Genomic DNA, 14062 nt, shown 5'->3' on the forward strand with positions numbered 1-14062 from the left:
AAACAACTTGCGTAAACCTGTAATCGCAGGGAAAATACATTTATCTATAATAGCTTCACACAAGTCTCATTCCATACTTTTCACTATTATATGAAAAATATAAAAACATCTGAGTTATAATTACATGAATACAATTATAGGATTATTGATAACATTTTTGTGTATTATAGGTGGATTTTATGCCATGGGAGGAAATCTATCTATTCTCATCCAACCATTTGAAATAATCATTGTTAGTGGTGCTGGACTTGGGGGATTTATCATGGCTAATTCCCTAAAAGTAATTAAGGATTCCGGAGTAGCTATATTAGAAATATTTGGATATAAGTCTATTGAGAAAGAAATCTACTGCGATATCCTCAAAATAATGTATGTCCTGATGTACAGTTTAAAAAAAATTTCTAGAACTGAACTGGAAAATCATATAGACGATCCACATAATTCATCGATATTCACTTCCATACCGACGATTCTATCAAATAATGAATTAACAACTTTCATTTGTGATTACTTCAGAATGGTAATCATCGGGAATGCTCAAAGCCACGAAATTGAAACCCTAATGGATGAGGAAATTGAGATAATATTGTATGAAAAATTAAAACCTTATCATGCAATTTCTAACATGGGAGAATCCTTTCCTGCCATTGGAATAGTCGGCGCTATATTAGGCATTATCAAAGCTATGGGGAATCTATCACAGTCACCTAAAATATTAGGAGTAGCCATTGGAGCATCGTTAACTGGGACTATGCTTGGGATTTTACTATCATATTGCATATGCAATCCTCTTACTTCACAAATACACTCCATAAGATTAAGACAACATCGCTTGTACATTATAGTAAAAAAGACACTCATTGCTTATATGAACGGCGCTATTCCCCAAGTCGCTATTGAATATGGACGCAAAGTTTTACCGCTTTTTGAAAGACCTTCCATAGAAATTGTTGAGCAAGAAGTACTACGATACAGCAATCATAAGAAAGAATCTTAAGACATGCGTGAAAAACGTACAAGCAAAGATATATCTCCATTACATCCTGTCTTACTTGCCCGTTTAACAGGCAAATTAGGGGATAAAAAAACTATTGAAAGAATATCCTATAATTTAGGACAATTATATACTAAACTTCTACCGAAATCATTCAAAGAAGAACTAGATGTAGATCTCAATGTCTCCTATGGTAACTATCAGTCAGGAAAATTTTCTCATATTCTTCACTCCTTTAAAGAACGCTTTGTTTTTTACAAAACCTCTTTAAATGGACGGTCATCTAATTTATTCATTGGCTGTAGCAATAATCTTGTTATTGTATTACTTGAAACCCTACTCAGAGCAAGTTGCGAAACAACACAAAAATCTCATAATCGCTCTTTGTCAACCATTGAAAAAAAACTGGCACATTTAATTGTCACTAAAATAGCCACTGTCCTTGATCAATGTATATCAACTGCTCAAAATAATCGTGTTACTCTAGATGAAAATTATGAACTTGATTTTTTAAAACAAAATACAAATTTATTATCCAATGAATTTGTTACAGCAATCACTATGGTAGTGACAATAGACAATATCGCATCACTTTTTACCCTTATTATCCCTCAAGAAACATTACTCAAAATCACATTAATTTCTCTATCAGAACAAGGTAAATCAGCAATTCCATTAGAAGATTGTCCGGATCAATTAAATGGCAATACATATAAAATACATGTAAAGATTGAATCCCGTATCAATCTCCAAAAAATAACACTGAAAGATGTTTTAAACTTAAAAATAGGACAGGTTATGCCTTTTTTAGATAAAGAAAAGGTTTACGCCATTTTAAATGCAAATGGCAAAGAAATTTATTCCTGTGAATTAGGCCGTATTGGGAAAAATTACACAGTCCGCATACAAGATAGAATAAATTTTGATCAAGAGAGTCTCAGAAATTTTTTACATAAAGAATAAAACTTAATTTTCATAAATTTAAATCAGAAGGTAAATCAATGCACATCGATAGTCCTTTACAAGATCATGATCAAAGTGAAGAATGCACTCTAAAAAACAATTCCCATATATTTCAAAATACCACTGAAAATCCTCAAAATGATCTTGATGATTCATCTGAAAAAATATCGTCCAATTCAAATAATATATTTGAAAAATCAAGTGATAATATCGATTTAATCATGAATATCCCTGTAAACATTCAAATTATACTGGGATCTTGTTGCATGCAGATTTCTAATCTCGTGAATTTATCTAAGGGAGACGTTATCACCCTCGATAAGCGAGTAGGAGAAGCCGTTGATATTACCATAAATAATCAGAAAATCGCAAAGGGAGAAATAACAATTATGGAAGATGATGATACGCACTTTGGAGTGCGAGTAATAGAACTCCTAAACTCAAAATAAAGAAGTTTTCTTCCAGCACAATGTTTTTCACAATTCATAGTCAAGCATATAGAATATAATCATTACATAATAAGAGAGGTGTATTAGCCTTGAGCAAAAAAGAAGATACAGTGTCTTTTGGAAATTTCTACAAAGAAATTTCACACATGCCTCTAACACAAAAAGACAAAGCAACTGCTATCCTTTTAGCAATGGAAAAAAAAGTTTCTGGAAAACTTTTGAAATATTTTACACATGCTGAATTGAGGGAAATCGTCTCTTCAGCACAGTTATTGCCAGAAATATCGCCGGAAGAACTAGAAGATATCATCGATGAATTTGAATCTCAATTCATTGCAGGAATTGGACTTACTGAAAATTCTAAAAATATAGAAAGTCTTTTAGAAGAAGGTTTGGGGCAAAATACGCTAGATCAATTACTCAATAGATCAAATGCTCTGCAAGAATATGATAATTCTGTATGGGAAAATTTCAAAGAAGTCGATCCTACGGCTATTGCAGATTTTTTGTTGAAAGAACACCCTCAAACCACAGCCTATATATTATCTATGATTCCACCATCAATTGGAGCAAGTGTTCTATTACGATTCCCTAATAAAATACATGCTGATATTATGAAACGTACCGTAAATCTGCAAAAAATAAACCCTTACATGCAAGAAACTATCGAAAAATGCATTGTAGAAATGCTTTCTCAACTAAAATTAACGACTAGTACATCTGGACCTGAAAAAGTAGCTAATCTGATTAATGAACTTGAAAAACCTCAAGTTGATAAACTTCTCACTTCTTTAGAAGAAATAAGCAAAGAAGCATTTGATAAAGTACGCCCTAAAGTATTCCTCTTTGAAGATCTGATTACTTTATCCTCTCGTGATTTATCTATTATTTTCAATACCATATCACTGGAAATACTAGGAAAAGCTCTCTACGGCACTTCTATGGAAATTCGAAATCAAATACTTAATTGCCTTAGTGTACGACAACGAAAAATAATAGAGGAAAATATTTCTCTTAACGATTCTCCTCTTGCTCCACGAGAAGTTGCTTTTGCTCGTCGCTCCATAGTACAAGAAGCGATTTCCCTTTTAAAAACAAATAAAATAGAACTGGAAGAACCGATTACGAGTAATAAAAAATAAATTGTTATAACTGGCTGAAAAAATAAAATCAGATCTTATAAGGAACTGATGTGTCTGAAAACGATAATCCTGAAAATAAAACAGAAAGTCCTTCGTCGAAAAAAATTGAGGACGCACTCAGCAAAGGCAATGCACCTGTTTCACGCGAAGTATATTTATTCTCGTCAACACTAGCCTGCCTAATTTATTTATTATTTTTTGTTTCCCCAGGAATCCATGATTTGACATATGATTTTCGTATGTTTCTTGCAAGCGTTACACAATGGAAATTAGACTCTGTATCTCATCTAGTATTTCTTTTAGTTACCCTAGGGTTTAGTACTAGTAAGTTATTAATACCCGGATTATTGCTCTTTATGATATTCGGTGTTGGATCATATCTCATACAAAGAATCCCCTCCTTTAATCTCAACAATATAAGACCATCTTTAAAACGGATATCTTTACGTGAAGGGATCAAAAGAATTTACAGTACCAACAATTTGGTCAACTTTACAAAATCATCCTTTAAAATAGTGATTGTAGGAACTCTCATTGCAATCTCTTTAAAAGATAATCATCTCACAATGCTGGAATCTATAACCTCAAATCCTCAAATAATTTTACATCACATTTTTTTTACAATACGCAAGATACTAATTATCATACTGCTATTCATAGCTATATTAACAATCATAGACATAGGATGGACTTACTATCAATGGTATTCAAAACTAAAAATGTCTAAACAGGAAGTCAAAGATGAGATAAAACAATCATATGGCAATCCTATGATTAAAAGTCGCCAAAAATCTATTGCACGCTCTAGAATAAGACATAAAATGATAGAAGCCACCTCACGTGCAACACTCGTTATAACCAATCCAACACATTATGCCTTAGCATTACGATACGTACCAACAGAAAATGATGTTCCAATCATGATAGCTAAAGGCCAAAATTTAATTGCCAGCAAAATTCGAAAAATCGCCTCTGAAAAAAATATTCCTATTTTTGAAGATCCTTTACTAGCACGATCTTTATTCAGACAAGTGCCTATCAACAGTAGCATACCACCAGTTTTTTATAAGGCAATTGCACAACTAATACATAAAATATACTCTAAAAATGGCTAAAAAATATTTTCCTAAGATTATAATAATATATCAACAAATATATCCAAAACGAATTGCTTTTGCGATTGCTTGAATGCGATTTACTGCATCTAATTTAACTGTTGCCGATCCAAGATATGCATTAACAGTATGAACTGATAAACCTAATTTTTTAGCAATTTCTTCACTAGTATAACCATCTCCTGCTAGCTGTAGACATGAAGTCTCTCGTTCTGTTAAATTTCTAGCAGCAGAAGAACGTTTTTTAAAAAGAGCTAAAAAACCCATGATAACTTGATAGCACGCTCCATGTGCCTCAATAATAACTTCATTAGCAAGCATAAGACATTCTGCAGTAAACACAACATATCCATTCTTATGAAAGCCAAGGCGGAGGGGAAAAGCAATCCCAGCAAATGGCAAAATCCCCTTATCTAATCTTATAAAAAATTGCCCCGATGATTCAATAATAGTTTCTTCTTGCATATTATTCCAAATTATAGGCAAAAGCCCTGAGTTAAAGTGAAATAAAAACTCATCACCATATGTTTTAATCAAGATATTTGGAATTTCACCACTCTCTGGGTCATAATTATTCAATTCACAAACAAGCTGTTGTCGCCTTGGAGAATCCAGCGCGCAATTAATCGTATATAAAGCAAAATTTCTTGCTTTTATTCTTTTCTGTATGATCTTTAATTTAGAAGAAAGTTCTAGCAGACTAAACGATTTTTTTTCCAAAAGTGTATTTTCAGACAAATTTATTACCTTAAAATGATTTGATTGTTTCGCATAATTTCACTTAAACTATATTATTGCGTACAGCATAAGCTATTGCTCCAGATCGTGTTTTGGTAGCTGTTTTACGCATGATGCTCGCAATATAATTATTAATCGTATTCCTAGATATACCAAGTATAACCGCTATCTCGTCACTAGTCTTTCCCTCTGAAATCCAAGTTAAACATTCAATTTCGCGTCCTGTTAATTCAAAATCTTTGCCCAAATGTACATTATAATTCTTGAACATATTCGCCTGATAAGCCGCTAACAAACCAATTTCCCATAAGCGATCTTGCGAAACAATGCGTCCTTTGGGAAACAATAACATCAATCCAATACGTATACGACCTACATCAAATGTAAGAGCGCAATAACGATTATCCATACCAGAAGGAAGATCTATGTTTTCTGGAAGGATATGAAAAACAGGACAAAATAGTTCCGCTGGTCGCTGTAGAACATTATAGTACTTATCTTTTTCACTCAATGTCATACATCGGACTAAATCAAATGGCCAATCAGAACTCACCACAGAATCTAATTTTTGTTCTTGGAAAAGATCCCATCGAACTAATAAAAAATGACTTGCCCCGACATATTCAGTAAGCGCATACATTCTCATTTTCGAAGACACTGTCCGATCCAAAGGAATCATACGCGCTAACAAATCACTACGTGTTGGAAGATGCGATACAATAGATGTTCGTTGTTCATCTTCTCTGTTTAAAACAATATTCACTTGCTGCATTTCGAAATTCATGATGAAAATCACCTTCAAAGTATGCCTTTTAGTATCAATCAAAATCACGTTTTTTGACGACATGTTTCACATGACTAAAATGAATATTTTTCTATCTTATATGAAAAATTTTTAACGTATTGCTCTAATAAAAAAAGCCTAAAAATTAGGAATAAATTAAATCACATAAAAATAGAATTTTTTCAAATATAAAAAATAACCTGTATAACCTATCCAAAAAATAAACAAACAAATCAAAAAAAATTACCTGATCAACATAATAAGTTTTCTCAGAGAGATATTAAAGAGTAGAAAAATAACTTTGTTACAAAATGATACAATAAATACTAAATTTTTACCATATATATTAATACTATAAATCAATAAAGTATAACGATGCTATTGCGTATATCGACTTTCTATTTCAGATCTAACCCATTTGCGAATAATTTTAGAAAAACGCTCTTCATTGATCTCAATCATACGCAAAAGACGACGGTCAGACTGTTCAGCAACGTAATTATTAATATCGGATTGAAAATTATTATTACGCGATAAAATATCCTGTCTAAAAGAATCTGAAGCCATATCATCACTTGACATTAAAGTCGTTTCAGCAGTAGAGGCAATTGATGGTGTGCTCAAAGCGGACTTTGCCTCCATTTCTTTTCTTTTAATCAAATCAATATTATTGAATCCACGTAATACATGCACTCCAAATAAAGCCATTAGTAATACTAATGTTAGAAAAAATAGTGCGTTGATAATAATTGAAAAATTACGCGATAAAATGTCCATAAAACTCACCTGTACAGTACTGGAATTTAACAATTGATCGTCCAAAAAATCCATAGATGTAATTGTAATATTATCACCACGTATAGAATTAATGCCAGTTGCAGCAGAAACTATTCTATTGATTTCAGCTAAATAAGAATCAACCTTACTTTGTTCCATTGAGGGTCCCAACATTTCCATCAGACGACCTTTATTAACTACAACTGCAATAGACAAACGTTCCAACTTATAATTATTGTGAGTTGTCGAAATACTCTTGGTGTTAATTTCATAATTACTTTGCTCTTCTTTTTTATCAGTATTCTCTAAAGCACGAGGTGATGTAGCGTTCTTTTCAGAAACATGTGGCATATTCTGTTCAACGGTGACGGCAGACTCTTGTTGATGACTTTCTGATCTTTGAACATCTTTGGAGAGACGAACAGAGCGTTCTACCCTAGAATCAGGATCATAAACTATTTCTTTTATTTGTTGTATATCTGTATTCAACTCAGCAATCACCGCAGATCGAAAATTATCTATTCCTAAAAAAGGCGCTAGAGCTTTATTGATATTCATTTCAATTTCATGCTGAACAGCCTGTACTATCCCTAGAGATTTTCCGAATATATTTCTTTCTATTTCATTCGCCACTAATAATTTTCCTGTAGAATCAAGAACAGTTACATCACTAATATCAAGCCCTGGAACTGCAGCAGCAACAAGATGCCTAATCGCTTCAGCTGATTTATAAACAGAAGGATTAACAACTCGAACCATCACTGAAGCCGTCGGTTTGGCACCAATTCGTCGAAAACTTCCCATATCAGGCATCACAATATGTACTCGCGCAGCAACAATCCCAGAAATATCTTGAATAGTACGAGAAATTTCCCCCTCAAGAGCACGCACTCGTGTTATCTCTTGCATAAATGAAGTAAGACCAAAAGAATTTACTTTATCAAACAGTTCATAACCAGAATTATTAGAGCTATTAGGCAATCCTTGCTCAGCAAGACGAAGGCGCGCTTTACTAAGCAAATGAGATGGCACTAAAATACTAGATCCATTGCCAGCAATGCGAAAATCTATACTAGCTTCTGATAAAGCCACAGATATCTTATTGACATCTGAGGCCTCTAATTTTACATAAAGACTATCATATATTGGGCTGCTCATAAAAAAACTTGCTGCCAAAAGTAATGCGATGGAGGCAAACATTACCGCACCAACAATGAAAAGACGCATCCGCCCTAAAGACATCGCACTTTTAAAAAACTGTAATAATTGATCTATAATAGCCACTTTTTTTTCCACTGGATACAATGGTAAACACTTACAGTGATGGTCTACTAATATAAGCTTGTGCGAAAGTTATACTTTATGTGAGAAGTTTTATCTTAAAGAATACCCGCTTTCCTTAGCAAAGTACAACCATACTTAAAAGACAAAGCTTTTTCATCTCATAACTGGATATAAAATTCCCTTTATATCTTCAGGGGAATATCAATATATTTTTCCATATAAATAAAAATATGATATCAAAAAACAAAGCATCCATTTTAGATAGCTATAAAAGTATGAAAACTTTATACATGAATCCATATTAAGCGTTATGCCAATGGAATCCTTCAAATATATTATTGTCATAATACGAATTAATCACTATAATGAACACTTCTTAGATAGTTTTTCTTCCGTGTTATTCGTTTAAACAAATCAATTGTAAGTTTTACACATGATAAAAATTAGTAATATTGCAATTCAGATGGATCATATCTCAACCATCAACCCAAAGGAAGATTCAACCTTTGCAATAGCACTAGAAGCGCAAATACGCGGATCTCAAATATTTCACTATACACCAGATCAACTTTTTATACGTGAAAATAAGATTTACGCGTACGTAGAGCCACTTTTCTTATATGACAATCAAGAGAACTATTATTCTCTCAGGGAAAAACAACTTGTTAATCTTTCCCAAATGGATGTTATTCTCATACGTCAAAATCCGCCATTTAATATGCATTATATTACCAATACCTATCTTCTAGAAAAAATAAATTCTAAAACATTGATACTGAATAATCCTTTCTGGATACGCAATTCTCCTGAAAAAATTTTTGTCACCGAATTCTCTGAATTAATGCCCCCTACTCTAATTTCTCGAGATATTCCTCAAATTACTAAATTTTACTTAGAAATGAAGGATATCATTATCAAACCTTTATACGGCAATGGAGGAAATGGTGTATTTCGCATTACTCCGGAAGATCGCAATTTCTCTTCTTTAATTGAAATACTATTCGACAAATATCCAGAACCCCTTATTATACAGTCTTATTTGCCTCAAGTAAGAAATGGAGACAAGCGTATTCTCTTGTTAGATGGCAAGCCCGTAGGCGCTATTAATCGAATACCTTCTGAAAAAGATAACCGCTCTAATATTCATGCTGGAGGAAAAGCCGAACTGACAGAGCTAACCAATAGAGAAAAAGATATATGCCACCGTATTGGACCAAGCTTGCAGGAAAGAGGTCTTTTTTTTACTGGAATTGATGTCATTGGCAATTATATAACCGAAATTAACGTTACATCACCAACTTGCATACGTGAAATATACAAGCATGGAGGTAATAACATAGCCTCACTCTTCTGGGATGCTGTTGAAGAAAAAGTACAATGGCTCAATAAATAGCATTTTACTCAGCACAATATCACATAAAATACAATTGAAAATAACATATGGACGTAAAATAATGATGCGCCTTCCTTAAACCTAATACACTCTCTAATACGAAAAGTTCTTTTTCAATAGAATGATAATACTTGTCTCATTTTGTTAAATAATTTTAAGTCTTTTTCAATAAATCACGGATTTCAGTCAAAAGTTTTACTTCAGTAAGAGATTTAGTGCTTCCTTCTTGCCTAACTAACTTATTAAAAAACTGTATGAGAACAAAAACTACTACTGCTAAAATAAGAAAATTGACAACTACACTGATAAAACTTCCATAAGCAAATACAGCTCCTTGCTTACGCGCTTCCGCTATAAGAGGAGATTTAATAGCCGAACTCAGAGGGAAAAAATAATGCGAAAAATCAGTGCCTCCTCCCATAATACAACCTACCAATGGCATCATAATATCTTCAACAAGAGACTGAACTACACGATTAAAAGATCCTCCAATGATAACCCCTACCGAAAGGTCTATAACATTGCCTCGAGCAATAAATTTTTTAAATTCACTGACCATAAGAATATTTTTGAACATTGCTCATCCTCATTAATTCGAATGCAGAATTGCACTTAATATTCAATTAAATACAATCCTCAACATGCTTCCCATTGCTATGAAAAATTACTATAATTATGTATCTGAAATATTAAAATTTCATTCATTATAAAACTCTTCCAAAAAAAACTCCATACGTATTATATCATTTAAAAAAAAATATCAGTTACTTTTAATACATAAAATAATGTACAGTGATTTATCGCAAATAATATCCACTGTACATCTAATAATGCTCTAGAAAAAAGGAATATATCAATTATCATGTTTAAAATAAATACTATTTTAAAATAGTAGTAGAGAAAAAAATACTAGTTATTCTTAATTTTTTATAAAATATCATTATATTTGATAATAATACTGTGTTATTTTAGTAAAAAATAAAAAAAAATCGATATTTGTGATAATAATCTCGTAGCATAATTGATAGGATTAATTCCTGAACTTGGATTACACATGAATTATACGTGTTATTTTTAAAAACAGAATTTTTACATGTTGCAGCAAAACACAAAATATTTAGAGAAAAAACAATTTTTAGAATACGTTTCCGTATATAGGTCTTTCATAATACAAGAAAGCCTTAGATCATTATGGAAAATACTTTTGCTCTGTATAATACTAACTAGCATGGCATTAAAATCACATGCAAAACTAGAATATTCTAGTATCGTCATTGATCTTCTAAACGACAAGCGCACGAATGGATTCAAACAAGACAAACTACGATATCCAGCATCTCTTACGAAAATGATGACTCTTTATATTATTTTCGAACATCTACAATCAAAAAAAATGCATTTGAATACAAAAATTCCAGTCTCTAAAACAGCCACCATACAACCTCCTTCTAAACTCTATTTAAAGGAAAATACTTTTTTTACTGTAGAACAAGGAATTCTAGCGCTTATTACGCGTTCTGCTAATGATGTTTCTACAGCTTTTGGAGAATTTATTAGCGGTTCAGAAAAAAAATTTGCAATTCTCATGTCTAATAAAGCTAAATCCCTTGGCATGAATCATACTACTTATAAAAATGCTAGTGGACTACATGACAAAAACCAAAAGACAACGGCACGCGACCAAGCAATTCTTGGAATTACAATTCGGAAGAATTTTCCACAATACTATAAATATTTTTCAATCCGCAAATTCCAATATAGAAATAAAATTATTCTAAATCACAATAAATTAATAAATAAAATTCATGGAATCGACGGCATTAAAACCGGATATACTCGAGATTCAGGATTCAACATCGTTGCCTCTTTACAAAATGAAAACAACTCAATAATTGCTGTCGTAATGGGGATGCCAACTTGTCAAAAACGAGATCAAAAAGCCTTAGAACTCATTAATTCATTTTTGAATACAAAAAAAACAAAACATAAACCAATATGGAAAAGTGGTAATCTCACGTTTTCACCTACCATGAAAGCTTTGATCACAGAAAAAATAAAAGATTCTAACCAACAACTTCCAAAGAAATATCCTGTTCAAAAAAGAACTCAACTCAACACAAAATCGTATCCTATTAAGAACAGTAATGTTATTTCAAAAACCAGATGATCATCAATTCCAAAACCAATAATAGATAGAATACCCTTGAACAATTGAATTTAAAAAAAACGTCGTCTAATAAATACCATGCTTATATTTTATGACATATAAAATATGCGTTTACATTTAAAAAATGTATCCGATAACCTATAATTTAGTAAAATTACAGTTTTAATATTCAATAATTTTTTACTCTATATTCACAGTCTTTGTATATCTTAGAGAAAATTATCCCGATTTTATAAAGTATACAAGGCTATCAATGGCATTCGATAACCAATTTTTAGAGAATATTCTAAAGAAAAGCAGAAAAGAGAACCTCAATAAATCACTTTCTCAGGCTCTCCAAGGTATAGCACTCCACGCTATATTAGCGAATCGAACAAAAAACATAAAATCAATAACAAAAGAATTTATAGAATACTGGATGACCTATAACTCACGTGCTTGGAGATCAAGTCAAGCAAGAGCATATTTAAATATTCATATTTCTTCACGGGGGAAAAAAGTTCCTATATATATCTCTCTCGGGAATATAGAGAAAAATATAAGGCAAAATCTGAAGTAATATAAAAAACCAAATAACCATCTCTATAAAAGCAAAGATGGTATACTTTCGTACCGTAAATAGTAGTTGATCATCAAAAATTATAGCAAGGTCAACTTATATTTTTAATTTTCAAAGAAACAAAAAAAACATTGTTCTTATAAAAATTGCTATTGAATTTCGCATCATTATCGACACTAAGCTGTAAAAGAATAGTATCTCGATTTTTTTCTCTTGCTTGTTCTATAAGAGATTCAATATCCTTTATACAAGAAACCTGATTAGTATTAACAGAAACAATATTCATTCCCTTTTGAATTCCTTTACGAACTGCTTCTGCACCTAGATCCATATCAACAATACGCACAATCTTTTTTGTGCCATAATTAAAATCTTGTAACCTTAGTCCCAATATTTTTTTAGTTGCTAGCAATTGTTTTGCATCCCCTTCTTTAACAAGAGGATAAGATTCTAAGTATACAGGGACAGAACGATCTCCCCCTTCTTTACATAGACGAATCTCTACCTTGTCTTTAGAGGAATGAGATAAGATACGGCCTACAAAATCGTGTGTGTTTTTTATAATTTGTCCATCAATTGCACAAATAACGTCACCAGGTTTAATCCCTGCCCTATCTGATGGAGAATCTTTTACAGTAGAACTAACTAGCAAACCATTTCCCCCTTTTAAACCAAGAGGACGAGCCAGTTCCTGTGTTAAATTCTGAACAACGACTCCCATCCATCCACGATCTACAAATCCTTTTTCAATTAAAGAAGGTAAAACCTTTTTAATAACAGATACTGGGACTATTAATCCAATGCCTACATTCGAAGCAGATTCATTATTTGTAATAATGATATCACTCACCCCTATCACATTCCCCGAAGTATTAAAGCAAGGACCACCAGAATTCCCCTGATTTATAGGAGCATCAATCTGTATATAAGATCCTGATTTATCAGCTAAAACACGATCACGTGCCGATACAATTCCAGCATTGACACTACCACGGAACCCTAAAGGATCACCGATGGTAAATACCGTTTCTCCGACATGGACATTACCACTATCCTCAAGCTTTACAGGGACAAATTTCTGATTGCTTTGAACCTTTAAAACAGCCAAATCAGACATCGGATCTGTTCCAATAACCTTTGCTGGAAACTCTGTATTATCCGATAGAACAACACTAAAACTAACCCCACGCTCAACAACATGGTTGCTCGTAAGAACATAGCCGTTCTCAGTAACAAAAAAACCGGATCCAGAAGCTAATTTTTCTGTTATTCCGGCGCTCTCATTCCCTTCATTAGAGAAGAAGTTGTGTAAATAATTTTTTAAAGGATTAGAATCAGGAAGAGTATCAAAACCATATAATTTTAAAAACTCTTTTTCCAAAACCTCCTTCTTTGGCTCTACAAGAATTGACACCACAGAACGAGAAACACGTTCAACAATAGGAACAAGATCTGTAGATGGCGGGATTCTGGCTTCTGCAACAAAACAAGTACTAGCAAAAAAGATATACATCAGCACTGTTATGGAAATATTCCTAATGGATAAAATATGCGATTTAAACATATTGAAAAACTCTACTCCTAGATTGCCAAAAAATTATAAAAAATAATATCCACATTATCACAGATGACGTAAATCAAATCAAAAATACGGTTTTAAACTGTAATAATAATACCATTATAAATTGCCCTAAAAA

Annotated in this window: 13 protein-coding genes; 8 read left to right on the plus strand and 5 right to left on the minus strand. The window is 32.4% G+C overall.

Going from position 1 to position 14062, the window contains the following annotated elements; translation table 11 throughout:
• Window positions 1-124 precede the first annotated feature (124 nt).
• The 5 genes from motA to CKC_RS00515 all read left to right on the plus strand — a co-directional run bounded on the left by motA (window position 125) and on the right by CKC_RS00515 (window position 4663).
• Window positions 125-997, plus strand: coding sequence for a flagellar motor stator protein MotA (motA, locus tag CKC_RS00495; RefSeq protein WP_044054041.1), 873 nt, complete (start codon window positions 125-127; stop codon window positions 995-997).
• A 3-nt stretch (window positions 998-1000) separates the two neighbouring features.
• A complete protein-coding gene (locus tag CKC_RS00500; protein ID WP_013461511.1) occupies window positions 1001-1957 on the plus strand; it encodes a FliM/FliN family flagellar motor switch protein in 957 nt (318 codons plus the stop codon).
• A gap of 38 nt (window positions 1958-1995) precedes the next feature.
• Window positions 1996-2406 (plus strand): flagellar motor switch protein FliN, encoded by a 411-nt coding sequence (fliN, locus tag CKC_RS05780; protein ID WP_013461512.1) that lies wholly within the window; start codon window positions 1996-1998, stop codon window positions 2404-2406.
• Window positions 2407-2495: 89 nt separating this feature from the next.
• A complete protein-coding gene (locus CKC_RS00510; protein ID WP_013461513.1) occupies window positions 2496-3548 on the plus strand; it encodes a flagellar motor switch protein FliG in 1053 nt (350 codons plus the stop codon).
• Window positions 3549-3598: 50 nt separating this feature from the next.
• Window positions 3599-4663 carry an EscU/YscU/HrcU family type III secretion system export apparatus switch protein gene (locus CKC_RS00515; RefSeq protein ID WP_013461514.1) on the plus strand — a complete coding sequence of 355 codons (1065 nt, stop codon included), beginning with the start codon at window positions 3599-3601 and terminating at the stop codon, window positions 4661-4663.
• A gap of 30 nt (window positions 4664-4693) precedes the next feature.
• On the opposite strand, the gene CKC_RS00520 is transcribed toward CKC_RS00515, so the two are convergent.
• The 3 genes from CKC_RS00520 to fliF all read right to left on the minus strand — a co-directional run bounded on the left by CKC_RS00520 (window position 4694) and on the right by fliF (window position 8246).
• On the minus strand, window positions 4694-5401 hold the full coding sequence (locus CKC_RS00520; protein WP_013461515.1) for a response regulator transcription factor: 708 nt from the start codon (window positions 5399-5401) through the stop codon (window positions 4694-4696).
• A 43-nt stretch (window positions 5402-5444) separates the two neighbouring features.
• The gene (gene visN, locus CKC_RS00525; RefSeq protein ID WP_013461516.1) at window positions 5445-6185 is read right to left on the minus strand and encodes a transcriptional regulator VisN; all 741 of its coding nucleotides are present in this window, start codon (window positions 6183-6185) and stop codon (window positions 5445-5447) included.
• Window positions 6186-6563: 378 nt separating this feature from the next.
• On the minus strand, window positions 6564-8246 hold the full coding sequence (fliF, locus tag CKC_RS00530) for a flagellar basal-body MS-ring/collar protein FliF (protein WP_013461517.1): 1683 nt from the start codon (window positions 8244-8246) through the stop codon (window positions 6564-6566).
• Window positions 8247-8679: 433 nt separating this feature from the next.
• On the opposite strand from fliF, the gene gshB reads away from it, so the two are divergent.
• Window positions 8680-9639 carry a glutathione synthase gene (gene gshB / locus CKC_RS00535; RefSeq protein WP_013461518.1) on the plus strand — a complete coding sequence of 320 codons (960 nt, stop codon included), beginning with the start codon at window positions 8680-8682 and terminating at the stop codon, window positions 9637-9639.
• A 154-nt stretch (window positions 9640-9793) separates the two neighbouring features.
• Here the strand turns inward: gshB and mscL are convergent, their stop codons facing one another.
• A complete protein-coding gene (mscL, locus tag CKC_RS00540; RefSeq protein ID WP_044054183.1) occupies window positions 9794-10198 on the minus strand; it encodes a large conductance mechanosensitive channel protein MscL in 405 nt (134 codons plus the stop codon).
• A 645-nt stretch (window positions 10199-10843) separates the two neighbouring features.
• Between mscL and CKC_RS00545 the strand changes: the two genes are divergently transcribed.
• Entirely contained in the window at window positions 10844-11806 is a 963-nt protein-coding gene (locus CKC_RS00545; RefSeq protein WP_244391965.1) for a D-alanyl-D-alanine carboxypeptidase family protein, read from the plus strand.
• Window positions 11807-12059: 253 nt separating this feature from the next.
• Complete coding sequence (locus CKC_RS00550) at window positions 12060-12365, plus strand: hypothetical protein (RefSeq protein WP_013461521.1); 306 nt, start codon at window positions 12060-12062, stop codon at window positions 12363-12365.
• A 91-nt stretch (window positions 12366-12456) separates the two neighbouring features.
• Here CKC_RS00550 and CKC_RS00555 read toward each other — a convergent pair whose 3' ends face one another.
• Window positions 12457-13929 (minus strand): trypsin-like peptidase domain-containing protein, encoded by a 1473-nt coding sequence (locus tag CKC_RS00555; protein ID WP_013461522.1) that lies wholly within the window; start codon window positions 13927-13929, stop codon window positions 12457-12459.
• Window positions 13930-14062 lie beyond the last annotated feature (133 nt).

Source organism: Candidatus Liberibacter solanacearum CLso-ZC1 (genome assembly GCF_000183665.1).
GTDB classification, from domain to species: domain Bacteria; phylum Pseudomonadota; class Alphaproteobacteria; order Rhizobiales; family Rhizobiaceae; genus Liberibacter; species Liberibacter solanacearum.